The organism is Pseudomonas sp. Irchel s3a12, assembly GCF_900187485.1.
Classification (GTDB): Bacteria; Pseudomonadota; Gammaproteobacteria; order Pseudomonadales; family Pseudomonadaceae; genus Aquipseudomonas; species Aquipseudomonas neuropathica.
On the sequence record NZ_FYDN01000001.1, the window covers coordinates 641,376 to 666,694 of the forward strand.

A 25,319-nucleotide genomic window follows, 5' to 3' on the forward strand; every position below is an offset into this window, starting at 1 on the left:
ATCGGGACGACCGGCCGGGTTTGGGAGGGCCTCCGAGATTTTCAGCCTTTGACTTACTAGTCCTGTAGCGCGGCTTGTTCGGCAGCTTTCGCGTAATCCTCGGCTGCCTTGGTCAGTCGCTCATAGTTAAGTTCGTGTATCAGTCCCCCATCTAGTAGGGCAAGCAGGTAGCCGTCGATCAAACTCTTGTGCTGATGGACGTGCGCCTTCGTTGTGGTGGAGTCGAAAGCCGCAAGAAGCTTCGGCCAGCGATCTTGATGTTGGATGGTTAAGCCTGAATCTGAGTCAATTGCCATTAAGAATGCCCTCTGTCTTGGGTGATCCTAAAGGATTGAGCTTCGCCTCACTAGCCAGCGTCCGTGAAAAGTGGGAAGTGTTGTCTCGGCGCCGTTTCGAAGCATGACAACTGGACTGCATCAGTCGATCGCCGGTAGGTCGGCTCGGCGTGAGCAGGATTATGAGCTTCGGGTTTGAGCCCAATGCAAAATGGCGATCATGGCCGATCGCGGCAGCGCCACTCAGGTGGTCGACTTGAAGAGGCGCAAAGCCATTCCCAGACTGAACGGCTTACGAGTCCACCTGATTCTTGGGGGGAGTGAGTTTCAACATGGAGCTGCGTCGGAAGGTCGAGCCCTTTGCGTATGCTCAGGGTCAGGGCCGTTATGAAGAGGCGCGAATGTTTCTTCAATTCAAATTTTGGACTTCCCGTCCTGATCCGTCATTTTCCAAAGGTCATGAACCGTGGACTTTGGAAGCCCCAGCTTCTCCATCGTCGCTTTTTGAGTAAGGCCTTCTCGCTTGCACTCCTGGACGGCGGCCATCTTGCGTAGCTGTTCACTGGCGCGTGATTTGAGTACGCCGCTTTCCATGCTCTCGGCCAATTTCTTCGTGCCGCCCATACTCTCAAATTCAGCGAGTTCTTTCTGAACCCGCTGAAGGATGTCGGATGGCGAGACGTTATCGCGTGTTGCTACGCACAGGGCAAGCAACGTAACGGGATCAAATTGGAGCGCCTTCGAAAGCTTTTCGAACTTGTTGAGCGTTGGAGATGATCTTGCATTTTCGATTTGCCAGAAGTGTTTGCGATCACTGACATCTCCCAGATCCTGCTGAGATAAGCCCCGTACCGCCCGAGCAGTCCGTAGTACGGCCGCAAACCCTTTGCTTAAGGACATCAGAGTCTCTCGAAAAACGAGGATGTAGCCATGTTGCTCAGTCCGGTGCGACGGTATATAGTCCTCCTGCCGGATTTTTCGGTAGGTCTACCAGGCTGTAGAAACAGAGCAACAGCATCTGCGACTACTTCGCTGGCACGCATGTCCATACGCTGATACTGACCTTGTCAATTTAGCTGTAAATCGAGATCAGGCCATTGCTTAAACTTCTCGTGCTGTCAGACCTGCACAACGAGTTCGCGTCCTATCAGCCCCTATCCAATGGCTATGACCTGGTGATTTTGGCCGGTGACATCGACTTGAAAGGACGGGGAGTGGAGTGGGCGAATGAGACGTTTGATTGCCCCGTGATTTACGTGTGTGGAAATCATGAGTTTTATAGAGGACACATAGATCACACCCTTCACAAGATGAAGGAAGCCGCCTTACCGCACGTTCACGTCCTTGAAAACGAGACTTTTATTTGGAATCAAACGCGGTTTCTTTGCGCCACTGGCTGGACTGATTTTTCCTCGACTGAAAACGTAGCTGCGGCTACCCAAATAGCATGGGATTGGATGAATGATTTTCGTGTTATTCGCACTGGAGAAAACTATCGCCGGCTGCGCCCGTCCGACCTCATCAGCAGGAATCACGATTCCTTCGCTTGGCTGTCCAAGGAACTCGGTGAGCCCTTCGATGGCAACACTATCGTTGTGACGCACCACGCACCTATACCCGAAGTAATGGGTGATAAACACGAGGGACATTTGAGTGCTGCCTACTCAAACCGCTGGCACGCACTTCTGGATAAAGCGGATCTATGGATTTTTGGGCATACACACCGCGCAGTCGATATCGCGATGGGTAGCTGTCGTGTGGTCTCGAACCCTAGAGGTTATCCAGGTGAGCGGACGGGCTTTAATCACGGCTTTGTAATTGATCTTCAGTGAGAAGCTCACTCCACTGGAGAGTTATGGGGGTTTGGCGCAGCTCTGTGTTGATCTTGAAGAGGGCTGGGAGATGTATGGAGTAGACAACGAAACACGATCGCCAGCTGGCAGTTCAAGCGAGCTACTTTATGACTGAGCGACAGCTCCCATCGTCTCTTCCGGCAGAGGTCGCGGCGGCTATGGAAAAGGATTTTGGTGTGAGCATCACGGCGTTCCTTTTCGCAGCCGTCGACAGTCCACCCGTCATCATGGGAACAATTTATGGCGATACCACGGGCCGTTTCCGAGAGGGTGCGAGTATGCGAACTTCTCGCATAACGGGCGTCACCTTCATTGACGGTTATGCATTATTCCAAACCGTGGCAGGTAGCAGATATGTGATCGTCAGTTGGGCGTTTGGCGGCGGCAATCTCTATTTGAATCGCATCTATCACTGAGCGAACTGCGGGTACGGATACGCGGATCGAAAAGACTCTCGGGCTCTCCAGATGGCAACGGGTATAGGGAAGAAAATCCCTGTCTGGTACTCATGGGAAGAGCAGGTTAAAGCGAAATTATGAATACAAGCGTTACGGATATAGACCTGCTAGGCGATCTACTTTTTGGGCCTGCGCAGCCTCTTAGTGGATCAAATCTGAGCAACGATGAATTGATCGAACTAGCCGCTGAGAGCTTCACAGAAAAGCCATTTTGCATCGTCAGACAATGGATGATTTTGGATGTGATGCTCCCAGAGTTTCAGGAGCGAGAAATCAAAGCTCAGGGGTTTGAGGCAACGCGTTTGTACGCCCAATCATCTGAGTTCGACAGCGAAAACACTTACCTGCCTGGCGACAGCATTCTCAGTGATTTCCAATGTGAATTTGATGGCTTCATTTTTGAAAGCAAACACAGGATCTTCATCTTGGCCGGCCGAGGCGCGCGCAAGCATGTGAGCTTGCCCGCTGTTGAGGCAATAGCCGCTGCCATAAAGCGAGTAGAGAAAACCTATGGTTGAAAATCTGTTGCCGATCTTGCGCGATCGCTATCCGGAGTTTTTCTCCCACGCACCACTGCGCGAGATCGGATGTATGCCAGGCTGGCTGGATTTGCTAGATGAACTGTGTGGCGCGCTGACAACCTACCTGAAAGCTCACCCCGAGGTGCCTCAAGTGCGGGCGCGTCAGGTGAAGGAAAAGTTCGGGGGATTGCGGTTTTATTACTCGGGTGGTGATGCGACGTGCCGTGAGTTGATCGCTCGTGCAGAAGAAAGGTCGTTGGCTATCTGCGAGGTCTGTGGCGGGGCTGGGAAGTTAGGAGGGGAGGACTGGCTCCGCGTACGGTGCCTTGATCACGTCAATTGGTTACCGCCAGGCGACTGCGCATGAACTCTCGGAAAGCTCCTTGTTGAATCCATGAACGCAGACCTTTGGGGCACTGTGAATTCGCCTTCGCCAAGCATTGAACTTCACGACATCGTTCGGCGCAGTATGCCTTCTCCCTCATTTCAATCTCTTGCCGAGATGTTGTGTATCAATGAAGAAAGGAATGTGATGTATAGGGAACGTGATTTAGCCATTTGGTGCTCAGTGTATGAGACATGCGGTGCCAATGAATTTGTGCGTTTGGTTGAAGAGGCGGTCGCCACCTACAGCCGTGTACCCATCTATGATTGGCCGATCCGAGTTGACGTATCCGAACTCGGGTTACCATGCGCCCAGATATTGCAAAGCGTTGTGAGCGGTCGAGATTTATATGCAAGCGTCTCAGATAACTATATCGAGATCGGATCCCGCCTGACGAACCATCTTTCTCAGCACCTGCAACGGCATCTGGTGGACAATGAGATGGCCACCGACGACATGAAGGAGGATCAATTGTTCAGAGATTTAGGTCTGTAGCTGAGCCGCTTGCTGACGCGTAGCCGCACCTTCGATCCAAATTTGTTCATGCATGGCATTTACTTCAGCTCGCATCTGGAGGCTCAGGTAAAGCAGCCTTGCACTGCCCAGTCAGGTCGGCTTCCAGGACTCATTTTTTGTGTGCGACAGGCTGGCGGAGAGGAGGGGATAGTCACTCCAGAAAACCAGCGGTAATTAGCAGAACCGGTGAGCCGCTAAACGCTCCATGTCTCGAACCCAGGTTCTCAGAAAACGACGCCAGTCATGGGCATAGCTTCCTTCCGGAAAACGCTCAGCAATTGCATTGGCTGCTTCGAATCTGGTTCGCCAAACTTCCGGTATGTGCTGGTCTAAAACGATTACAAAGTGGTGCCCGTCGCTGCTTTCGTACGGCGTTTCCGGCACAAAGTCCCTCAACTCCTCGATTGTCATAAGCGCAGCAGCCCCATGAGGTTGTTCGAGGTCTTGTCGATCAATTTCATCGAGAATGCTTAGGTGAGGTTTTGCGCGATCATCCCCTGGTCGCAAGTCCTCCAGCCCCCACAAAGCGGCCCGCCTTGCACGCTCTCGCTGCCACAGACTTTTCAAATCAATCGCCATCAAGTTTTCCTTAATACATCCACGTTCTGCACCGCGTCATCGGCAGGTGTGATTTCAACTGCTGCCACATCCTTCCTGGACGACCTGCGACGCTTCAACAGGGGACGTAATTGTACGCTGCTAGATGTGTTGATCTGAACGCACGCATTGCGCAATCTACAAACAAAACGAGTGTGGAGGCCGTCGTGACTGCGTGAGGGCCGAGTCAAGAAAAATATATTTTCAGAAGACGCCTTGAAAATTTTTTCGAGCGACGGATCTTTATATTTGAGGACAACAAAAAAGCAGCGATCTCAGCGCCCACCTACCGGCGATCCTGCTGAGGAAACGGTGTGGGTTTTTTGTTTATTCAGTGCTTCTGCTTTTGGCCTTTTCTTGCCATTTATCCTGCTGACGCTGATGTGTGACTGCCCTGTGGGCATAGCAAAGTCGGCACTTAGCGGCGTAAGCCGCTGCTATCCAGTTTGATTTCAAACAACGAGTCATTTTTTGAAAAAATACCCGTGCCGGACAACTTCGTGCGAGTCAGTCCGTAGATCAAATGGAGAGAGCAGATGGAAGACGAGATTGAGTTTAAGGTTTGGCGCTCGGCGCAGCAGGCATGTAGCAAGGTGTCGTTTGCGCGACTGCTTGAAGAGGCGGTCGCCAGTTTCAAGAGAATCCCTGGGCTTGATCCTATCGTGCGCCTGCACGCGTCAGGGATCGGTGCTGAGAGCATCAGAGTGCTACGTGATGCTCTGGAACGCTCTGATATCGATGCGGGCCCATTTGCGTCTCACGTCGAGCTTAGGTCTCGTCTGAGAATGCATTTACGCGATCATCTGCAATCGCACCTGATGAAGATCGGCTTTGCTTCTGACGCGATGAAAGCGGATCAGTTGGAACGGGATATGGGGCTGTAGTCATCGATGTCATCGACGATCCCAAAGACCGCCTTTGGCAGGCAACAATTATTCACGATGTCCCGTTCGCCTAGGTGTCATGCGATAATACCTGCCTTTACCATAGACCCCTGACCACCTTCGCTTGTAGCTATCACGCTTTCTACTAACGCTCAGAGAGGCGAGAGGCGCTTCGCGAAGGAACGATGTTAAGCCGCATCCGATTGATGGCATGTTGGCTTAGCCTACGATGACAAAATGGCGCCAGAGCACATTTCAGCGCGATTTTCTAGCGTCTGGTTGTTCACTCTGACGAGGGAGCGAAATAGCGTATCTCTGCCAGCCGTCGATCCGTTCAAGCGTGAAGGAAGACCATGCTCAGCGCGCTCGTGCTGGACGGTCAGTCGCAAACGTCTGATCAGTTAAGCCCTAGGCACCTTGGTGTAGCTTTACAAAAACCGTCATGGCCACGACGGCTCTATCATTAGTTTGTGGCGGGCTTATTGAGCTGGACGACTTAATTTTTGATCAGCCTTACCCTTAGAGTAGGCAACACTCTCTTGCGTTCATCTATTCTCCAATGGAAAACGCGTTCAGTAATGATGGCAAAAAAAGCAGATCTATAAATCGCATATCTTGCGCGTAATAATCATTGACTGCTCGCCCGTTCTCGATTGAGCTCCAACTGGTCTAGCAAATCAGAATTAACTTCCGCCCAATCATACAGTGCGAGCAATGGTTTCACGAATTCCCTGCCCAAAGCTGTAAGAGAGTATTCAACCATTGGCGGCACAATTTGAAACACTTCACGGTGGATCAATCCTTCGCACTCTAACTCGCGCAAGGTCTGTGTAAGCATCTTTTTCGAGACACCAGGCATGCTGCGTTGCAACTGCCCTGTACGAAGCTCGCCGAAATGAAGAATGTACAGAACCATAGACGTCCATTTTGGCGAGAGTAGCCTGTGGATACGTCGGGGAGGGCAGTTTATATCTACAGTCAACGGAATCATGGTTACTCCTGAGTGCCTACGTTCCAAAAAAGTACCTACTCGACAAGTATAATACAACGTCCCAATAATGCGCATCTTGATTAAAGAAGCTGTGAGACTTGGAAATGACCGTTTCATCTATCCGTGCGCTAATCCTCGATAACTACGAAACCAACGAATTCAGAGACGCGCGAATAGAGCGTCCTGCACCTGCGTCCAATGAGGTTTTGGTTCGTATCGTCGCTAGCGGCGTGAATCCGATCGACTACAAAATCCGTACAGGAAAAGCCCCTTATGCGATGCCAGATCTCCCTGCAGTTCTAGGCTGCGACATGGCTGGCGTTGTTGAAGCTGTCGGCTCAAGCGTCAAAGATTTATCCGTAGGTGATGAAGTCTATGGGCTGATAGGCGGTGTACGAGGTCTGCAGGGATCGTTGGCCGAATACGTTGCAGTCGATTCAGATCTGGTTGCTGTTAAACCTAAGAATTTAACTTTCCGTGAAGCGGCGGCTATGCCACTCACGTTTCTCACCGCTTGGGAAGGTTTGGTTGAGCGCGCTCAGATTAAGGCTGGTCAGAAAATACTGATTCATGGCGGCGCAGGTGGTGTCGGTCACATGGCTGTACAGATCGCTAAAGCTCTTGGCGCCGAAGTATTCGCAACGGTTTCAAAGAGTAAGCACCCGATCGTCGAAGGATACGGTGCTACCGCGATCGATTATCGTGAAGTCTCGGTGGACTACTACACGAAACTGCACACAGGTAATGAAGGATTCGACGTCATTTACGATACAGTCGGAAGCAATTGTCTGGATGACTCTTTTAACGCAATACGTCTTTATGGTCATATCGTAAGTTGCGCAGCTTTCGGAACCCACAGCTTGGCCACCGGATCCCTGCGGGGTTCGACGATGTCTGCCATATTTATTTTGCTCCCGCTGCTGACTGGCAAAGACCGAGCGAGATTCAAGAGTATTCTTGGTGAAGCAACTAAACTTGTAGAAAGAGGAAAAATTAAACCACTGCTGGATCCTCAGCGCTTTACTCTAAATGAGGCTCGGCAAGCTCATGATGCAGTAGAGCAAGGAAATACGGCGGGGAAAATAGTAATCGAAATCGTCTGACCCGCAATCACGCCAATGATGTAAATCGCAGGGTGGCATTAAAAAAGCAAATCTACGAGGCCGCACTACGTCCGCCACCCCTGCGGGAGAAAAAGTAAAGGAATATTCTTTGTTCATTAAGTAAAAAATTTCTGCTGCGGCGGTAAACTAGAAAAGCGAGCTAATCATTTCAGAATAATGTCAGCAAGATTGGTTTTGCTATCCAATGCCTGTGCGCGGGCAGAGATAATATAGCTAAGCGTAGCCGCATCTGGAAGTCCGGGCAAAATACCTTCAGTTAGCATCAGCAAATCTGAATGTTGCAGAGCTCGATACTTGAGTATTTGTAGTGGTGTAGACCCCGATTGAATAGATCGATGAGGGTTGTCATGCCACATCAAGCTCTCTTCAATAATGAGCAGATGAACGGGGCAGCTTGGCACCAAGGTTAACTTTAGCGCTTCCAAGGAAGAAGATGCTTCCGCGATTCGAAAATACCCTAGTGCATTAAGGTTTTTTTCTATATAAATTCGTCGCTCATATTTCGTGTCTGCAATAACGATGCGAAGGTTTTTAGGGGACATATTGACTCTGCCGTGGAGAACGTAATTATCAGACGTAAGTCTGGGTTGTTTGTCGTACTATGGAAAAAAAGTGCGATAGGATTGTACAAAGCTTATAAATTTCTCCGACGACATCGGCTTTGCAATAAAAAATCCTTGGGCTATATCTACGTCTAATTTTCTAGCCAAATCATAGTCTTCTTCAGTCTCAATTCCTTCGGCTATGGTAGTCAATCCCAAGTCGCGGGCAAGTAACACTGTGTGTTGAATGAGCTTTCTACCGGAAACATTTGCTCTGGCCCCATGTATGAAGCTTTTATCAATTTTTAGTTTGCTAAATGCAATTGTCGCTAAACGCTGAAGGGACGAAAAACCAACGCCGAAGTCGTCAATAGCGCAACTAAATCCCCGAAGTCTTAACTGCTCCACAGTTTCAGATAGCGACAACTCCGAGTTATGTGATGAAGATTCTGTTATCTCTACCGTGAAATTTTTGGGGTTAAGATCATGCTGATTAAAAAAAAGTGATAATTCCTCAGCCCAATCTACTGAAGCTGCAATATCTGCACAAACATTAACAGCTATGTTCAACTCCACTCCTTTTAGCCGCCGAAAAGTGACACCTGTATGACATAGCATCTTTTTCCATAACGCTCTGCGCTCGGAGTAAGTCTCAAGCACCGCGAAAATATCACCTGGGCCGCGTACTCCAGATCCATCACTGTCCCACCTAGCTAAAGCTTCAGCTCCATATAGAGCCCCGGTGCGTATATGGATTTGTGGCTGATAATAAGCAATTATTTGCTGAAGGCATTCCGACGCATTTAATTGACGTTCTGATTTGTGTTCCACAGAGGTTATTTTCCTGGTCGGCTTGTTTTAATAACTGCGTTGTGTTCAGTGCTAATGCTCAGTAATGCTGAACATTATCAGCCTCATCTTAGGTAGTGAATGGTTTGCGCCAAAATCGTATTGTTTTTGCGATGACCAAAATATGAAGTCTTTTCACAGTATTTCGCACTCTAGGAAAAGTTTTTAAATACACTTTGGCGCCGAATTGGCGGGGGCGAAGTGAAATAAGAAGCTACATAATCACTCAGCATCTTATGATGCGAATATAGCTGTTTTTCCTAATTTCGCTTGCGGGATAGTCTTGCATGATAGTAAGGATTCCTAATCAGCGCGTGTCGGAGTACTGAGTCCCCACTCACCAATACATAGGATAATTCCTAAACAATATTAGGAGTTAATAACATAACCTATTAGGTGTGCGAGCAATGTTTTTACAGTCAGACTTAATAAATATTATGACTAGATGCTGAGTCGCACCTATAGGGAACTAAAATCTTAGATTTTTTAGCAGGTAGGAAAACCTGTTCACCATTCGCCGATGATCTTACTGCTGGGTTCGGTTTCTATCATCGTGGGTAGTTTTTGAGCTATCGATTCTAAATTCAAGTTTGAAGTGCTGAGGATGGTAAAAATTCAAATTAATGTGGAGGAATATTACAGCGTCACATTCCGCTTTATGTCTCAGTGATCCATTGAGATCGAGTAATGGTGTTCATGAAAACGTTAAACCTAGGGTTGTGTTATGTGTGAAAATAAAGAGAAGGCGAAACCTATTAAAATAATAATTGCCGATGATCATCCAGTAGTGACATTGGGGGTTAATAAATTATTAAGCGATTGCAAAGATCTCCAAGTAGTAGCCACCGCTACAAAAATCTTTGACCTTTTCAAGAGGCTGGACGAGGTAAGTTGTGACATTTTGATTTGTGATTACTCTTTTGAAAGTGATGGCGAACCCGATGGGCTACTGTTGCTAGAGAAGATACGACGATTGCATCCTAGCGTTAAGATAATACTATTCACCGCTCATGACGATCTTGTAGTTGTACAGAGAGCAGTGAGGGCCGGGGTGTCCGGCTTTCTAAGCAAAGCAAGTAATGATGCTAATTCGTTTTTTAACGTAATTCATCGAGTCCATTCTGGGGAGAAATATCTTGACTCACTCACTTCAAAAACCATGCTTGATCATCTAATGTCGAACGACTTATCACCTGCTACGCTAACTAACTTAACTCTTACGGCCAGGGAGTTAGAAGTGATGCGTATGTTTTCAAGAGGAATGTCGGTTACCGATATAGCGCAACATACAGACCGCAGTGTAAAGACAATCAGCACTCAAAAAAAACAAGCAATGTTAAAACTTGGCGCTACGAATGACGTAGAGCTTCTTAATGCCTTCAATCAGCTTTTCTGAATGCGAAAGGTAGATGCCACGTGTTGAACTTAATAAAGCATATCGAACGATCCCAGCCAGTAGATTGCTCAAAAGTTAAACAATCTTTTCCAAATCTAATGGAGAGATACTCTACACGGCTATTGTTTACGGGTGGTGCTGTCGCAACTCTCGTTATAATAGCTGCACTCTTTACTATCTTGGCCATGTTGATAACCGACTTTTTCAATGCACAACTGAATATTTTCGAAACTCAGCACGAGAGAGTAAAAGCTAATGTGGATCGTACTCAAGCACGGGTAAAGCAAGCGGTAGAGTCGTACGAACTTTTGTCGAATATGCGCAAAAGTAACTCTGGCCCCATTAGAAACGTTCATAAAGGTGTTGCGCATGAGTTCTCAATTGGCATCACAGGGCCTGAGACAACGGTAATTCCAGCTATGCTTTTCTCTAGAATAGAATACGATACAAACAGGGGGAAGATAAAAGATTTTTTGCATCTTATACAGGAATTCTCGCCAATCTCGTTAATGAGATTTCGTGATGTCGGGTATTCGTTGGGAGGCTTTGCCTATTCTGCAGATCATCAACTACTGGCAATTGGCCCGCCTTTAACTTCTCCTGAACTTCAGAAAGCCCATGACTATGGAGTTGACAATTACGTCAGGCATACCATTGATGCAGTAGAAAAACAGATAATAAACATCGCACCAGAAGTCATCCTTAAAGAGCGTATCGTTTGGATTCCTATTGCTTTGTCACCTATCACCAACGAAATGACAGGATATTACGCTGCTCCTGTCTACCGTTCATCAGAACGAATTGCTGTTGTGGTGGCAAGCGTGCCACTAAAAAAATTCCCAATTCTATTTCAAGATTCCACCCATCAACCTAATTTTTTTGTCCTCTCCCAGAATCTAGACCATGTAATGGGGGGTGGAGAGGAATATTCGGTCGAACGCCGCCTCGCAGATTTGGCTATCGAATTCAAAGCAGACTTCGATAAGACTGGAGATCGACCTCTTCTTATTTACCGAAACGGGATTTTTATTTACTCCCAGCTAATTACCGGCCCGAACTGGACAGCAGTTTTCGTATTTGATTGGAACGCAATTATTAGTAGCCTCAAAAAACCACTGATAATATGCGTGGCACTATTCTGCGTGATTATATCTTTACTGTGGGGGTTTGCGATTTATTTTAACAGATCCGTGCTTGGCCCTTTAGGGTCAAGTTCACGCATTATTTATGATAGCGATATATTTAATCGCGCAGTATTAAACATAGCTCCTGTCGCACTTACAATTTACGAGCCTTTATCGAAAACTATAGTTCTGCAAAATAATGAGGCAATGAAACTGCTTGAGACTTCCTGCGATATTGACGGCTTTTACAGACAGTTGCTTGAACACACGAACACTTTTGGGAGGCATGCCGATGAATTAGAACCGCACGCGGGCATGACCGCCTCAAACAATTTTGAAACTCGGATATACGATGATAAGGGTTGTTTTAGGGAGGTTTCAGTTAATTATTCAATGGCAAGATATAAGCAAACCGATGTTTTACTATTTGGAATGATTGACATTAGCGATCAAAAATCAACTGTCCGTTATTTGGAAGAGGCAAAGCAGGCTGCTGACAAAGCGAACAAAGCTAAATCTGTATTTTTGGCAACGATAAGCCATGAAATACGTACTCCAATGCACGGTGCATTGGGAAATCTCGAATTACTCACATTGGAGCAATTTACCGCTAATCAGAAGGAAAGGTTGAGTATAATTCGGCACTCCTTTGACGCTCTGCTAACCCTTGTGAATGACGTACTGGATCTATCGAAAATTGAAGCGCAGGAATTTCGCTTAAATATCGAACTTTTCAATTTTGTTGAATTAGTTGAACGGTGTGCACAAACCTTCGCACCTGTTATTTCTGATAAAGGATTGCGTTTTCTTTGCTTGATTGATCCTGACATGGAAGGTATTTGGCGTGGTGACGCCCAGCGGATTTCTCAGGTCTTAATGAACCTTCTCAGCAACGCTGTGAAATTCACTGTGTGTGGTTCCATAACGTTGAAGATCGCACCAGGACGTATGGAAGGCAATAAGCAGTGGGTTCACTTAAGTCTAGGTGACACCGGTATTGGAATCTGTTCTGATAATCTCGATGCAGTATTTGAACCATTCGTACAAGCTGATCCTAGAATAGGAAAAAGATTCGGCGGTACCGGCCTTGGTCTCGCGTTATGCAGAGAAATTACTTCGTTAATGGGAGGGTTTATCTCTGTTGATAGTGAGCCGAATGTTGGATCTATTTTCCAAGTTAATTGGCCTCTAATGCGTGAGAACGAGAACAGTGCTTCGGCGCACTCACAGAAAAAACATATATTTGATACGGTAGTAGTTTGTTGTGACGCTCCACTTTGGGAATTGCACTTGGTTGCCCAAGTCAGAGCTTGGTTTCCCGGTGTGACAGTAGTATGTAGTAACGGTCATGATGAAAAGCATCATAATAATGCGAAAGCCATTTTACTGATTGCGCTTACCAATGAGCCTTTGTTTGGGTGGTGGAGCGAACCGTCGAACTACTATGAGGATACGATTTTAGTTTCACCTCACGGCCCTCTATATCCCGAAAGACAGGGAGCTAACGTCCATGTTACATCTTTTTCAGCTTCGATGTTAAGGCTTGCTCTATCAACAAGTAATAAGAGTGGACAAATCATTGAGTCTTATGACTCTCGAATTGAAACTTATCATCAGGCGAATAGTTCTCGTTTTTTAGTCGTTGAAGATGATCCCGTCAACAGGGAACTGCTGAGATGCCAGCTTGCGGCATTGGGTTATTCTAATGTGGATTGTGTGAGTAATGGCTCTGAAGCGCTAGAGAAAATTGTTATTACTTCTTATGAACTTATCATAAGTGATCTGAATATGGCCGTAATGAATGGTCTTGACCTCATTGCAAGAATTAGAGCGTTGAAAATATTTACCCCGGTGATAATTAGTACCGCCGATCTAGTATCAAGATTCGATCTGGCAAGTGACATTGAACTAATGTACAAGCCGATATCATTGAAGCAGTTAAAGCTTTTCATTAATAAGGTTGTGAATGATGAGGTTTCGGCTCTGACTTGTGAGGATAATGATGCGCTTCCCCTAGACGCTGTTTCTGAAATGCGAAGATTACTACTAGCCGAGTGGGTTGCTGATGAGCAGACTTTGCGCCACGCGTTAGACACAAACGACAGCGATAAAATTGTTCGACTTGCTCATCGTCTAAAAGGGGCGTTTTTAGCGATTGGAGAAAATACTGGTGCTAGAGAATGCGATCATCTATGCGCACTTGTTAAGTCCAAAAATATAATATTTGTTCGGTCAAGAGTAGAGGCGCACCTAAATTACATAAAAAACAGTTTTATAAACTAATCAATGTAGTTTAATGGTTGTCATCACTCGCTTTATTCTTTAAGTCATTAACTAAGGCTCAAGTGTTCCAAAAATTATTGCTCTTTACTATAGGGGATTGCCAGAAGGAAGTTGTATTGCTTGGCGAATATAGTACTGAACAGTGTGATTCGCTTCTATTATTTGAGCATGTCATGTCAGGCCATGTGGTCGGGGTACTGCGTGGTTTGTAGGTTATCTATATGCCCTTGCTGGGGGGGGCGAAATATTTAAGCTGTGAGTCGCAGTCACGCTGTCCCTGTGAGCCCCTCGACATGTCGTGATGGTACATTTTTTAATACCTTGTAGTCATCGCAGTTCTATTTTTTATTCGTTCGGGCTTCCAAATATCACAGTGTCTCCATGTCTCATTGAGCTATTTTCCCCTAACGGAAAAGTCGTTCCCAGTTAAAACAAAGGATACGAAGTTGTGAAAAGCATCGGGGCACATCAGCAGTTCGTATGAATTCTCTAGAACTGGATCCCTCACATTAGCTCATCGGCGACCTAGCACCCGCTGAATGCGAGTAAAACTCAAAGTTTCCGGAGTTGGTTGGCGCTAGATTCACGGCGTTAAAAAAAATAAGAGTATTCTTAGATAAAAATGGGAGTAGTCACAATACATCCTGACGTGAGTTCAAGGCAGCATAGTAGTGCAGATCGATCATATTTTTAATCTAAGTTGCGTAATTAAAATTGGTATTTTTACGGATCTTAGTTTGACTATCAATGATCCTCTGGCACGAGCGAAATTAGTACTAAGACTCAACACTACTTTACTGCCTTAACTGGCGCATAGGAAAATCATGAACAGAAAACTGATTGTTATGGCTTTGCTGGCAGGCTCCGCTTTTTCCTCAGCATCGTATGCAGCTGACGGAGTCGTTAATTTCACCGGTACTATTACCGATGCAGCTTGCACTGTTAGTCCAAGTTCTACTTCCGCAACTGTTGCTCTCGGGACGATCAGTTCAAAAGCGTTTAGCGCAGCAGGAGCTACGTCAGCTCCTACTCGTTTCGGTATCACCTTGACTACTTGTCCGGCGTCGGTTACTACCGCCTCTTTGAAGTTCGATGGGCCTGCGAATTCCGAGAATAGTGGTCTGCTGGCGCTTACCAGTGGCGCCGGCGTCGCTACAGGCGTGGGAATTGGCATCTATGAAAGTAATTCAACCACTCTGATTCCTGTAGGCACAAAGTCTGCGACTAAGGCTCTTGCGTCAGGAGCAGATACCACTTTCGAATTTGTCGCGAAGTACGTATCTACTGCGGCGACGGTGGTCTCCGGCAAAGCTAATGCTACGAGCAACTTTACCGTTTCCTATAACTAAGATTTTATACAAAAGGTATAGCTAGGCTAGTCCTAATCTATATAGCACTTTGCTTCGGCTGAGGGACTGCTTATAAGTTGAGTAGCCCTCAGTTATTTACATTGTGATGCATACCTAGGAGCAACGCATGCCTCGGTTGAATATGTTCGGCTGCTTGGTGGTTTTCCTGCTTAGCATATCAAATGTTGCACAAGCAGGAGTCGTAGTTGGTGCAACGAGAGTTATTTATGACGGTAAAAAAAAGGAAGCGTCTATATCAGTAGCAAATGCTGATAAAAGTACTCCTTTTCTCATTCAGTCCTGGTTTGAAGTTGATGAAGGAGTACATCAAGAGACGTTACCATTTATCATTACCCCGCCCCTGTTTCGGTTGGATGTTGGGAGAGAAAATATCTTGCGCATTGTGCGAGTGGGCAACCAGTTGCCAAAAGACAGAGAAGCTGTCTATTGGTTAAATATTAAATCTATTCCAGCGACCGAAGAATCTACTCTTAATAAACTTCAGATTTCCGTGAAAACTCGTATCAAATTGTTCTACCGTCCAGTAGGCCTACCGGGAAATGCAAACGAGGCGCACAAACTCTTAGTTTTTTCTAAAAACAACGGTCGACTGATTGCTACCAATCCGACGCCTTACCACATCTCTTTTTTTAAAATAAATATCGGTTCTGAAGAGATCAAGGATGTAGGAATGGTTGAGCCATTCAGCACTCGTGAATGGGCTATCCCCGACGGATCTGCAGGTGACATAAGTTGGCAGTCTATTAATGACTATGGGGGCATCACAGATATGGTTAAACAGTGAATATATCCCTCGACCCATCGTATGAACAATAGCCAGCGATCTTTTTCCCCGCAATATTAACGCTCCCCCCCCCCCCAACAATGCACGGTAGGAGACCAATGCAATGAAGATAGTTACTTTCGGTCACCGCGACCCCATACATTTGAAACGTAACCGTGGCCTGATTATTAGTACTTCTTCAGCCTGGATCCTGCTCACACTTTCGCTAATTTCGTTTTGCATTTTAGTGTTTTCACCCGGATTAACTGCAAAAGAATATTTCGATCCTTCAGCGTTAGAAATGATCGCGGACGATCAACCAGTTCCTGATCTCACCAATTTCTCGACTGGAAATGGGCAGTTACCGGGAACGTACATGGTAGACATCTACCTGAACGGTAACAAAGTCGATACTCGCAATATCAAATTTTTCCGTTTGCAGGATAGCCTACTTCCCGAACTCACTGTTGGGCAACTAACCGCACTGGGTGTAAAAACTGAAGCGCTTGCAAGCCTCCAGAATCTTCCAGCGGATAAAACGTTGTCGGATTTGGGCCAATACATCCCTGATGCCAATAGTCAGCTTAATTTTGCAGAGCAGCGCCTCGACTTGAGCATTCCACAAGCCGCTCTTAACAACGAGGCTCGCGGTTATGTGGATCCTATTTTATGGGATAGGGGGGTGAATGCTTTCCTGATGAACTACAGCTTTAGCGGTGCGAACACTTGGGAGGATGGACGCGCAGGGACGAGTGATAGTAATTATCTTAATTTGCGTAGCGGGCTGAACTGGGGGGATTGGCGCCTACGCAATTACTCTACGTACTACGATAACAACGGCCAAACGTCGTTGGATAATGTCAACACCTACCTGCAACATGATATCACGCCTTTGAAAGGTCAGTTGACACTAGGCGATAGTGTGACCCCGAGCGACGTATTCGATAGCGTCCAATATCGAGGTATACAACTTAACTCGGACGATAATATGTATCCCGATAGCTTGCGCGGTTTTGCTCCAGTCGTGCGAGGGATCGCGCGTAGTAACGCACAGGTTACTGTTCGTCAAAACGGATACATTATTTATCAAAGCTATGTGCCACCAGGTGCGTTCGCCATATCTGATCTTTACCCTACCTCCGCCAGTGGCGACTTGGAGGTTACCATTACAGAGACCGATGGTTCAGAGCGCTCTTTGACACAGCCTTTTTCAGCCGTGCCCGTAATGCTTCGTGAGGGTCGCCTAAAATACGCCTTGACCGCCGGTGAATATCGGACGGCCAACTCCGATGCGCTTACACCCTATTTCGGCCAAGGTACCATGATCTATGGCTTACCTTTCGACAGCACCGCCTACGGTGGGGTGCTGATAGCTAAAAATTACAACTCCCAGGTTTTTGGTTTAGGCCATGGATTTGGCCTCTGGGGCTCTTTATCGATTGACGCCACTCAGGCCAAGGCGGAACTGGACAACGGTGAGACGAGATCAGGGCAATCTTATCGTTTTCAATATGCAAAAGATATAGAAGTGACCAGTACTACTTTTACACTGGCGGGCTATCGTTATTCCACCAATGGCTTTTATGATTTTCAAGAAACCAACGATATTGGTTCGTTCGGCAAAAACGACATGTGGCGTAACAATTACATTAAGCGAAGCAAGGCGCAAATTAGTATCAACCAGTCGTTGGGCGCCTATGGGAACGTCTACGTCAACGCTTTCCAGCAGGACTACTGGCGTCGCGGCGGTGTTGAGCGAAATATAAGCATTGGTTATAGCGTCAGCAAAAATAGCATTACCTATGGCTTAAACTATACGTTGTCTCAATCGCCGGAACGAAACAGCAAGGATCAGCAATTAGCGCTTAACATTCAGATTCCGCTAGACAACCTGTTACCGAATAGTTGGGCAAGCTACAACATAAGTGCCAGTAAAAATAGCGGCACATCCCAACAGATTGGCCTGGGCGGCACAGCGTTGGCAGATAACAACCTTAACTACAATATAAGCCAAGGCTATGCCGATAAAGGCGTAGGAGGAAGTGGAAACGCCAGCGCTAGCTATCTTGGAACTTATGCTGAGGCTCAAGTTGGTTACAGCTATACCAGCACCTCCGAACGCCTGAATTACGGAGCGCAAGGTGGAATCGTTGCTCATTCCGACGGAGTCACTTTTTCCCAGCAACACGGAGAGACTATTGCGCTCGTAGAGGCGCTTGGGGCCGCTGGGGCGAAAATCCAGAATAACACTGGCGTGCGTACTGATTGGAGGGGGTATGCGGTCGTACCGTATCTTAGTACCTACCGACAGAACCGAATTGCTTTGGATACAGAATCTTTAGGTGATGATATAGACCTAGAAACTGCGACACAAACAGTCATCCCTACTAGGGGGGCGGTGGTGTTGGCTAAATTCCAGACTCGCATTGGCAGTCGCGTACTGTTAACACTGAATTATAAAAACAAGCCAGTTCCTTTCGGTGCAACCGTTGCGCTACAGCCCAATTCGGAAGCGTCAGACAACGTCGGCATTGTTGGTACTAATGGGCAGGTCTACTTGAGCGGTGTAGCCGATCGCGGTTTGCTATACGTGAAGTGGGGTAGTCACGACCACAATCGATGCGAGGCGAATTTTGAGCTGCCGAAAGCAGAAAGTATCTCATCAATCCAGGTAATAGCTGTCGATTGCAAATAGGAATTGATCATGAATATTTTAAACAAGAGTCGTTTCTCAAGTTTCGCGTTTTCGCTTTTTCTGATGATCGTGAATAGCGTATCTGGCTTGACTGCGCATGCAGCATGCACACCTGTAAACGGCTGGAAAGAAAAACCTTTCAATGTATCGATTCCAGCAATAAGGGTTGAGGGTAATACTCCAACTGGCACCGTTTTGTATTCACAAGTAGTTTCATATCCGGATGGGCCGTATGCAACTAATTGTCGAGAACCAGTGGTTCTTAGGGCGGAGTTTAGGGGGCGTACTCCAGACGGCAACGGGTTGCTCCAAACCAATTTGCAAGGTGTGGGTATGAGGTTGCTAGTATTAGGTTACAATAAATACTTTGGAGGGGCTGGTAATTATCCATATGCGTTTTTGACTCCTCAGAATGGCAGTTCTGGCACATTGGTAATGAACTCGCGTGGTTTTAAAGTTGAGATTATAAAAACCGGGCCAATTACTCCGGGCTCTATAAATACAGGGCTTTATGCTGGTGAGATTGTTGAAGAGATTAGTCCATATTGGATGTCGGCAATTAATATTGTTAATGGCGGGAGCTTTACCACAACAACTTGCTCGATCGGGAGCACGTCACTCAATGTCGCAATGGGAGAGGTGAAGCGAAGTACCTTTAGTGGAGTGGGGAGTACCTCAGGAGCCAAAGAATTTTCGATTCCTATTAATTGTAATGGAATAACTCCATTGAAAATCACTTGGAATGCAGCGGCAGATAGTTCTGGAGTAAAAGGCGTGATGGCGCTAGGGTCAACTATGGGAAATCTCGATGCTAAAGGAGTCGGTATACAGTTGTTGTCCCGTGGAGCGCCGGTGACGTTAGGAGCGGCCACAGCTGTGGGAGACTCGACCTCCGGGAATAATAATATCGTGATGGAGGCGCGTTATTATCAAACTCAAAGTACAGTGACCGCCGGGAAGGCAAATGGCACGGCTACTTTTACTTTGACGTATAACTAAAAACTCGCTATGCAGTGCATTGGTCTATAGCCTTAATTTGTCTGAGTCTATGTAACGAGGCGAATTAACAAATAGGGACTAGCCGTCTGCATTACTTAGCGGTATACAGGCGGCGATATACTTGACGGTATCGTCAAAAGTTGGTGTAAGCGGTTTCGGTTTTATAATGATTGCTTATCGAGTCTGGAGTTGGGCAAGCGCCTCTCAGTACGGAGATTTTAGGTCGAAGCGTTACCCCCGTTGTTATATTCTCGGAATATTTTCTGCCCCGTCCATGGTTGTTAACGCAAGACTATTGCGGCGTTTTTGGGCGAGCTTTCACGCGATTGAACCTCCGCTTTGACAAAACAGTAGTCTTTCAGGAAACGAGCTTATCAAGTGCTCGCGGAGGTGTGATGCATTCACCCTTATATAAAAATACGATGTATACGAAATTGTTTATTGCCTGAAGCACTTTAACTAATGCCAGGCTTTTAATTAGTTTTTCGACCTTCGCATAACTAAAGCAAGACGTGACGGCTCGCCTCCATGCGCCGTTAGAGACAACCAATACATTTCATCGCTTTACCGTGCAAAACTTATAGGTAGGGGAAGAATGAATGCTAAATACGTAGTTAGCCCGGAAAGATTCAAAAAGAAGCTCTTGTCGATTCTAATTTGTCAGGCAACTGCTTTACTTTCCGCGTTGAGTTTACCTGCCGCAGCTCAGCAGGTTAAGGCAAATGGCACCAGCATAACTACGGACGACGGTATAAGTATCAATACGTCTGGAAGTGATTATCTGGACGGAATCGGCCTATACGCGCTAAGTAAAGGTAAAATATTTACCTCTGATGCATCTGTCACTACAGATGGCGAAAGAGCCTTCGGAGCTCATGCGAGCGGTGCTGACAGTCTCATCGAAATTAGCGGCGGTAGAATTCGATCATCGGGCGCTACTTCTCATGGCGCTTATGCAGTTTTTGGCAGCAAACTTAATCTACGGCGCGACTCTTCCGGTGACGGTGTTGAGGTTGTCGTAACTGGTGATGCGGCGTATGGCGTAACAGCGGTACAGGGAGCAAATATCCTTATTGATGGTGCAGTTATTAACGTTGAAGGTAATAGGGTTGGAGAGAATTTAGCCGGAGGCATAAAGGTACATGATGCCAGCACGGCCACCGTTACTGATTCCGCAATTTCTACTACAGGCGATCGTTCAAACGGGATCTATGTATCGGCGAAGTCTCAAATAAAAATAACAGGTGGCTCTATCAGTACTAAGGGTAAAACTAGCAATGGCGTGGCTGTGTATGCAGGCTCAGCTGACTTGAGTGATGTTCAAGTGAGTGTGAACGAGGGACGGGGCTTAATTGCGTCATCGGAACTGTCTCAAGTCAATATGACCCGTGGCAGTATCATAACTCATAGTGCAGGAGTCATTGGTGGCTCCGCTGCGTATGTGGCAGGCGGTGCCCAAATTTCTATCGATGGTTCTTCTATTGAGACTAGGGGGGACGATGCGCAGGCGTTACATTCGGGTGATACTGACTCATTTATTAATGTTGTTAATACAGATGTTAGTACGTCAGGTAAAGGTGCACACGCAATCTTTGCTAGCCGAGGCGGTTTGATTTCACTCAATAATAGTATATTAAGTACTAAAGGGGCGGAGGCTGGCGGTGTGATTGCAAGCGCTTTAGGCACTGCTTCCTTAGACAGAGTCACGATAGCAACGGAAGGAGTAGCTGCTCGCGGCATTTACTTGACTGACCGAAGCGTCGGATCACTTCGGAGCACTTCGATCCAGACCGACAACACGGGCGCTAGTGCAGTTCACTTGGATAACAGCATACTCACAGGCGAAAATATCGACATACATACTTTGGGGGGAGGGGGACATGGATTAGTTCTGGATGGTCTTGGCTCTAAAGCTACGCTATCCCAAATGCATATAAAAACCCAAGGCAATAACGCAAATGGATTATACTCAAGCGGAGGCGAAATTCGAGGCTCTAATATTGTAGTCTTAACATCTGGCGCAGATGCAGCAGGTTTGTTGGCAAATTATGGAGCTTTAGTCAGTGTGGTAAATTCGTCAATATCGGCTTCAGGTGAGAATGGTGATGGTGTCATAGCAAGGAATGGTTCAATTCTGACTCTGGATAATGTAGGCATTACATCTGATATGGGGCGTAGCATTGCGGTCGATGAGGGGAGCGGTTTTGCTTCTATCTCTAATAGTAGTGTGACTAGTCGTGGCGATAATGGCTCGGCTACCTACGCTAATAATGGCGCTGTGATCGATATTAAGGATACAAAGCTTATCACCCAAGGTGACAGTGCATTTGGTCTCCACCTGACGGGCAACGGAACCGCGATGCGCGCAGCGCGCTCGCATATTACGACTTTAGGTGATTTTTCGTATGGAGGTTGGATCGGCGATAATGGAAAAATGACTTTCAATGATAGCGTCATTATCTCGCATGGAAATAGTTCATCAGGCATTCACGTCACTTCTGGAGGCACCGTTGCTGCAGATGGATTGACTCTAATAACTTCAGGTAATGATAGTGTTGGTGTTTCCCTATCTGATGGTAGTAGAGCGTCATTTGGGAACAGCCATATCATTTCGGAAAAGAGTACTGCGTTACGAGTAAAGTCTGGAAACGTAGCGATTGACGTCATGAATAATAGCTCAATAACGGGTGGTAATGGGGTGCTCCTTTCTGGAGAATCTGCCTCCGCTACAGTTTTAAGCGCTAGCGAGAATGCTCATTTAAACGGAAACATTCTTGTGATGGATCAAGACACCCGCATTAATCTCAGTTTAGCCGGCAACTCTACTTGGGATGGTTCCGCCGTACGCTTTTCTGGGCCTAGTGTCGTTTTAGACTTGGATTTGAAAGGGGGTTCTATTTGGAACATGCTGAGTGACTCTAATGTAAGCAGCTTGCGCATTGCCGATAGCACGATCGCCTTTTCCCCGCCGAACTCGAATCGCTCTGCTTTTGAAGAATTCAAGACCCTAACTGTGGCAGGCAACTACATCGGCGATAACGGGGTGCTTGCAATGAATGCGCGGCTAGGCGGCGATGACTCACACAGTGACAAGCTCATAATACAAGGGGACTCGAGCGGTGAAACATTCCTCAAGCTCAACAATTCTAGCGGCCAAGGTCATTTTACCTACGGTGATGGTATTGAAGTGGTGCGGGTGGATGGTGCGTCTAATGGCGTATTCAAGCTGGGTAACCGTGTGGTTGCAGGCAGCAATGAGTACCTTCTATTCCAAGGAGGCAAGACCTCTGAACATGACGGTGATTGGTATCTACGTTCGGAAGCACCCGAAGAAAAGCATGATGATCTTGTTGAGGTAGTAGGTCTGGAGCATCCGGAGCAGCCAGAGCCGGTGCGTCCCAATAAGCCGAGTCTATACCGACCTGAAATTGGTGCTTATCTTGGCAATACTCGGGCAGCGATTGGTATGTTCCAGCACACCTTGCACGAGCGAGCTGGTGAGCTCGACTCTAGTCCCACTGAGGGCGCACAAGGTTCGGTATGGATGCGTGTGAAGCATAATGACTTCACTGGCGATACCGGCGAGAACCAAATCGACCTGAACACAAGCACCGACACGTTACAGCTTGGTGCAGAGGTGGCCCGTTGGACAGATGGCGATGATAATTATCACTTGGGCGTGATGGCTGCTAAAGGTAAGGCGACGACTGGTATCAGCTCCAATATTCTCGGCTACAACGCTAAGGGGGAGGTGGAAGGCTACAGCGTGGGTATGTACGGTACTTGGTTTCAGAACGGTGTTGATTCGACGGGTGCATATGTCGATACCTGGTTGCAATCCGGACATTATGAGAACGGTGTCAAAGGTGATGGCTTGGCTCGCGAAAGCTATCGCAGCAGAACGTTGTCGGCTTCGGTTGAAACCGGCTATGCCTTAAACATGGGACAAGGGGAGAGCAAGGCTTACTACCTAGAACCGCAAGCGCAGGTAATCTATACGAACTTCAAGGCAGACAAGCACCGAGAAGAGAATGGTACTACGGTCAAATCGAAGGCTTCGGATAACGTCACCACGCGCTTGGGGGCCCGAGCATATGTCCGTCCGACGGAAAAATCGGGCACTCGCATACAACCCTTTGTTGCCGTGAACTGGTGGCACAGTGAGGACGACAGTGCAATGTCGTTCAACAATATCACCAGCAAACTTAGCACAGCGAATGATACGTATGAGGTAAAGGTCGGCGCTGAGGTTGATATCGGCAGCGGATGGAGCGCCTGGGGTCACTTGAGCACCCAGATAGCAACTGCTAATCAGAGCGAGACCGCTGGTCAGTTTGGTGTGAAATATTGCTGGTAGATTATGTCACGCCTGAATAGTACGGCCCGGTTTGCTGGGCCGTTCTTTTAGTCCTAATTCCCCTCGGGTTGTTACCAGTGCGCGTCACGCGCGGCAGGTTACGGATGACCATCGCCAGCAGATGTAATTGCTTAGGTGACAAGTCATGTCAGCTCTTAAAGTGCAGGCTTGCGCGAAAGCAGTCGCTGTTGAGTGCTTTCGGCAGAATGTTGCCGTTCAAGCATTCGTAATTTCGCCGCTTGATTGAAATCGCTGCTTAAGGCTTTCTTTTGCAAAGCTCTTCGGGGGCGCCATATCCCCAGATGATTATGGTTTCGGTCTGATGCTCCCAAAGCGATTCATTGGGCCCGACGTACTTGATGCCACTGCCACTCGGTTGCTGATACATCAGCGATACGCTGTCGCTACGCTCGGCGATCAATGTCGGTGGATCAGTTTCGAAGAACATGGCAGTTATCTCGTTCGCGGAGTTGCCGTCGCATTCGTAATAGATAGGCCCAGTGCCAGCTACCAGTCGGTACCGTGCTTGCAACTCAGCGATGCGGGATTGATATTCCATGCGCAAGCATGCAGCGACATCATTACTCTTCCAGCAGTCGTTTCGCCCCTTAATCCATCCCCGCTGCTCTGCTTTGAGCCGTGGAGCATGCTCGTTGCCGGCCTTAGTGCTTACACTGGCATATACTGCCGAGAGCTTGCGATCGAGGGCCGATAGCGCTTTGTCTTCACATATCTTTGCTTCAATACCACTAGGCTTCACTTTTGTGCATTCGTACGATGGGTCAGGTGATTCATTGACAATCAACAATTTTCTCATGCGCGCTTCGGTCGCCCACATCTCACTGATTTGCTGATCAACGTACAGGCACCATTGCTCTGAGCTTCGCTCAGGAACATCTGGTCGATCGCGAACCCCGAGCTTGAATTCGATCACCGACTTCCATTCGTTAGAACCTAAATCCGATCCGTGCCCTTGAGTATCAGCCGTATGCAGAACCTTTTCGACCGATTGATACCATGTTGTTGAACATAGGGATTGCGCCTGAGCGATGCCTGTGACACTAACCAATAATAAAACCAAATATTTGCTCACATAGGGTTCCTTTAATTTAGGCAATCGCGAAGTACCGATCTTATTCTCTCTGACGCGCTATTGATCGGTAAATCCTCGGTAGATTGCAGTATCTCTAGCATCTGGTGTCAACGATTGACTAACTCGGTGAGCCTAAGGTTCTCCTCTGGAGGAGCGCTGAGACCTACACAGAATTGTTTGATTTTCGGCTGGGTCATAGTACTAACTGATAATTTTCCGTAGCCTAGTCACCGAGCAGGCACGA

Annotated in this window: 21 protein-coding genes; 14 read left to right on the plus strand and 7 right to left on the minus strand. The window is 47.2% G+C overall.

What is annotated here, in order from left to right:
- Nucleotides 1-56 precede the first annotated feature (56 nt).
- Both CKW14_RS03010 and CKW14_RS03015 read right to left on the minus strand, forming a co-directional pair.
- A complete protein-coding gene (locus CKW14_RS03010) occupies nt 57-296 on the minus strand; it encodes a hypothetical protein (protein ID WP_095124618.1) in 240 nt (79 codons plus the stop codon).
- Between the two features lie 393 nt (nt 297-689).
- Nucleotides 690-1,175: a helix-turn-helix domain-containing protein gene (locus CKW14_RS03015; protein WP_095124619.1), complete on the minus strand. Its 486-nt coding sequence runs from the start codon at nt 1,173-1,175 to the stop codon at nt 690-692.
- Between the two features lie 197 nt (nt 1,176-1,372).
- Here CKW14_RS03015 and CKW14_RS03020 point away from each other — a divergent pair, with 197 nt between their 5' ends.
- The 5 genes from CKW14_RS03020 (at nt 1,373) to CKW14_RS03040 (ending at nt 3,987) form a co-directional block, all read left to right on the plus strand.
- Nucleotides 1,373-2,107: a metallophosphoesterase gene (locus CKW14_RS03020; RefSeq protein WP_095124620.1), complete on the plus strand. Its 735-nt coding sequence runs from the start codon at nt 1,373-1,375 to the stop codon at nt 2,105-2,107.
- 128 nt (nt 2,108-2,235) lie between these two features.
- Nucleotides 2,236-2,544 (plus strand): hypothetical protein, encoded by a 309-nt coding sequence (locus CKW14_RS03025; protein ID WP_095124621.1) that lies wholly within the window; start codon nt 2,236-2,238, stop codon nt 2,542-2,544.
- Nucleotides 2,545-2,663: 119 nt separating this feature from the next.
- Nucleotides 2,664-3,104 carry a hypothetical protein gene (locus CKW14_RS03030; RefSeq protein WP_095124622.1) on the plus strand — a complete coding sequence of 147 codons (441 nt, stop codon included), beginning with the start codon at nt 2,664-2,666 and terminating at the stop codon, nt 3,102-3,104.
- Nucleotides 3,097-3,474, plus strand: coding sequence for a hypothetical protein (locus CKW14_RS03035; RefSeq protein ID WP_095048508.1), 378 nt, complete (start codon nt 3,097-3,099; stop codon nt 3,472-3,474). The genes CKW14_RS03030 and CKW14_RS03035 overlap by 8 nt, the downstream gene beginning before the upstream one ends.
- Before the next feature lie 27 nt (nt 3,475-3,501).
- On the plus strand, nt 3,502-3,987 hold the full coding sequence (locus tag CKW14_RS03040) for a hypothetical protein (protein ID WP_141231771.1): 486 nt from the start codon (nt 3,502-3,504) through the stop codon (nt 3,985-3,987).
- 195 nt (nt 3,988-4,182) lie between these two features.
- On the opposite strand, the gene CKW14_RS03045 is transcribed toward CKW14_RS03040, so the two are convergent.
- A complete protein-coding gene (locus CKW14_RS03045) occupies nt 4,183-4,587 on the minus strand; it encodes a hypothetical protein (RefSeq protein ID WP_095048506.1) in 405 nt (134 codons plus the stop codon).
- Between the two features lie 554 nt (nt 4,588-5,141).
- Here CKW14_RS03045 and CKW14_RS03050 point away from each other — a divergent pair.
- Nucleotides 5,142-5,489 (plus strand): hypothetical protein, encoded by a 348-nt coding sequence (locus tag CKW14_RS03050; RefSeq protein WP_176471240.1) that lies wholly within the window; start codon nt 5,142-5,144, stop codon nt 5,487-5,489.
- A 628-nt stretch (nt 5,490-6,117) separates the two neighbouring features.
- On the opposite strand, the gene CKW14_RS03055 is transcribed toward CKW14_RS03050, so the two are convergent.
- A complete protein-coding gene (locus CKW14_RS03055; RefSeq protein WP_095048504.1) occupies nt 6,118-6,480 on the minus strand; it encodes a helix-turn-helix domain-containing protein in 363 nt (120 codons plus the stop codon).
- A 104-nt stretch (nt 6,481-6,584) separates the two neighbouring features.
- Between CKW14_RS03055 and CKW14_RS03060 the strand changes: the two genes are divergently transcribed.
- The gene (locus CKW14_RS03060) at nt 6,585-7,583 is read left to right on the plus strand and encodes a zinc-dependent alcohol dehydrogenase family protein (protein WP_095048503.1); all 999 of its coding nucleotides are present in this window, start codon (nt 6,585-6,587) and stop codon (nt 7,581-7,583) included.
- 164 nt (nt 7,584-7,747) lie between these two features.
- On the opposite strand, the gene CKW14_RS29255 is transcribed toward CKW14_RS03060, so the two are convergent.
- Together CKW14_RS29255 and CKW14_RS03065 are read right to left on the minus strand one after the other, a co-directional pair.
- Nucleotides 7,748-8,146 (minus strand): hypothetical protein, encoded by a 399-nt coding sequence (locus CKW14_RS29255; protein WP_141231772.1) that lies wholly within the window; start codon nt 8,144-8,146, stop codon nt 7,748-7,750.
- Nucleotides 8,147-8,203: 57 nt separating this feature from the next.
- Nucleotides 8,204-8,977 carry an EAL domain-containing protein gene (locus CKW14_RS03065; RefSeq protein ID WP_176471241.1) on the minus strand — a complete coding sequence of 258 codons (774 nt, stop codon included), beginning with the start codon at nt 8,975-8,977 and terminating at the stop codon, nt 8,204-8,206.
- 742 nt (nt 8,978-9,719) lie between these two features.
- On the opposite strand from CKW14_RS03065, the gene CKW14_RS03070 reads away from it, so the two are divergent.
- The 7 genes from CKW14_RS03070 (at nt 9,720) to CKW14_RS03100 (ending at nt 23,982) form a co-directional block, all read left to right on the plus strand.
- Nucleotides 9,720-10,391 carry a response regulator transcription factor gene (locus tag CKW14_RS03070; protein ID WP_095048501.1) on the plus strand — a complete coding sequence of 224 codons (672 nt, stop codon included), beginning with the start codon at nt 9,720-9,722 and terminating at the stop codon, nt 10,389-10,391.
- Between the two features lie 20 nt (nt 10,392-10,411).
- A complete protein-coding gene (locus CKW14_RS03075; protein WP_141231773.1) occupies nt 10,412-13,798 on the plus strand; it encodes an ATP-binding protein in 3,387 nt (1,128 codons plus the stop codon).
- 824 nt (nt 13,799-14,622) lie between these two features.
- Nucleotides 14,623-15,147 carry a fimbrial protein gene (locus CKW14_RS03080; RefSeq protein ID WP_095048499.1) on the plus strand — a complete coding sequence of 175 codons (525 nt, stop codon included), beginning with the start codon at nt 14,623-14,625 and terminating at the stop codon, nt 15,145-15,147.
- Between the two features lie 127 nt (nt 15,148-15,274).
- Nucleotides 15,275-15,952 (plus strand): molecular chaperone, encoded by a 678-nt coding sequence (locus CKW14_RS03085; protein WP_256587174.1) that lies wholly within the window; start codon nt 15,275-15,277, stop codon nt 15,950-15,952.
- A gap of 103 nt (nt 15,953-16,055) precedes the next feature.
- The gene (locus CKW14_RS03090; RefSeq protein WP_095124625.1) at nt 16,056-18,626 is read left to right on the plus strand and encodes a fimbria/pilus outer membrane usher protein; all 2,571 of its coding nucleotides are present in this window, start codon (nt 16,056-16,058) and stop codon (nt 18,624-18,626) included.
- Between the two features lie 9 nt (nt 18,627-18,635).
- Nucleotides 18,636-19,625, plus strand: coding sequence for a fimbrial protein (locus CKW14_RS03095; RefSeq protein ID WP_095124626.1), 990 nt, complete (start codon nt 18,636-18,638; stop codon nt 19,623-19,625).
- A 595-nt stretch (nt 19,626-20,220) separates the two neighbouring features.
- Nucleotides 20,221-23,982 (plus strand): autotransporter outer membrane beta-barrel domain-containing protein, encoded by a 3,762-nt coding sequence (locus tag CKW14_RS03100; protein WP_095124627.1) that lies wholly within the window; start codon nt 20,221-20,223, stop codon nt 23,980-23,982.
- Between the two features lie 256 nt (nt 23,983-24,238).
- Here the strand turns inward: CKW14_RS03100 and CKW14_RS03105 are convergent, their stop codons facing one another.
- Entirely contained in the window at nt 24,239-25,075 is an 837-nt protein-coding gene (locus tag CKW14_RS03105) for an MliC family protein (protein ID WP_176471242.1), read from the minus strand.
- Nucleotides 25,076-25,319 lie beyond the last annotated feature (244 nt).

What these genes read in the sequence shown, in the direction of transcription:
- CKW14_RS03010 (WP_095124618.1), bottom strand. Translation starts at nt 296, where the DNA reads ATGGCAATTGACTCAGATTCAGGCTTAACCATCCAACATCAAGATCGC.
- CKW14_RS03015 (WP_095124619.1), bottom strand. Translation starts at nt 1,175, where the DNA reads ATGTCCTTAAGCAAAGGGTTTGCGGCCGTACTACGGACTGCTCGGGCG.
- CKW14_RS03025 (WP_095124621.1), top strand. Translation starts at nt 2,236, where the DNA reads ATGACTGAGCGACAGCTCCCATCGTCTCTTCCGGCAGAGGTCGCGGCG.
- CKW14_RS03030 (WP_095124622.1), top strand. Translation starts at nt 2,664, where the DNA reads ATGAATACAAGCGTTACGGATATAGACCTGCTAGGCGATCTACTTTTT.
- CKW14_RS03035 (WP_095048508.1), top strand. Translation starts at nt 3,097, where the DNA reads ATGGTTGAAAATCTGTTGCCGATCTTGCGCGATCGCTATCCGGAGTTT.
- CKW14_RS03040 (WP_141231771.1), top strand. Translation starts at nt 3,502, where the DNA reads ATGAACGCAGACCTTTGGGGCACTGTGAATTCGCCTTCGCCAAGCATT.
- CKW14_RS03045 (WP_095048506.1), bottom strand. Translation starts at nt 4,587, where the DNA reads ATGGCGATTGATTTGAAAAGTCTGTGGCAGCGAGAGCGTGCAAGGCGG.
- CKW14_RS03050 (WP_176471240.1), top strand. Translation starts at nt 5,142, where the DNA reads ATGGAAGACGAGATTGAGTTTAAGGTTTGGCGCTCGGCGCAGCAGGCA.
- CKW14_RS03055 (WP_095048504.1), bottom strand. Translation starts at nt 6,480, where the DNA reads ATGATTCCGTTGACTGTAGATATAAACTGCCCTCCCCGACGTATCCAC.
- CKW14_RS03060 (WP_095048503.1), top strand. Translation starts at nt 6,585, where the DNA reads ATGACCGTTTCATCTATCCGTGCGCTAATCCTCGATAACTACGAAACC.
- CKW14_RS29255 (WP_141231772.1), bottom strand. Translation starts at nt 8,146, where the DNA reads ATGTCCCCTAAAAACCTTCGCATCGTTATTGCAGACACGAAATATGAG.
- CKW14_RS03070 (WP_095048501.1), top strand. Translation starts at nt 9,720, where the DNA reads ATGTGTGAAAATAAAGAGAAGGCGAAACCTATTAAAATAATAATTGCC.
- CKW14_RS03080 (WP_095048499.1), top strand. Translation starts at nt 14,623, where the DNA reads ATGAACAGAAAACTGATTGTTATGGCTTTGCTGGCAGGCTCCGCTTTT.
- CKW14_RS03085 (WP_256587174.1), top strand. Translation starts at nt 15,275, where the DNA reads ATGCCTCGGTTGAATATGTTCGGCTGCTTGGTGGTTTTCCTGCTTAGC.
- CKW14_RS03090 (WP_095124625.1), top strand. Translation starts at nt 16,056, where the DNA reads ATGAAGATAGTTACTTTCGGTCACCGCGACCCCATACATTTGAAACGT.
- CKW14_RS03095 (WP_095124626.1), top strand. Translation starts at nt 18,636, where the DNA reads ATGAATATTTTAAACAAGAGTCGTTTCTCAAGTTTCGCGTTTTCGCTT.
- CKW14_RS03100 (WP_095124627.1), top strand. Translation starts at nt 20,221, where the DNA reads ATGAATGCTAAATACGTAGTTAGCCCGGAAAGATTCAAAAAGAAGCTC.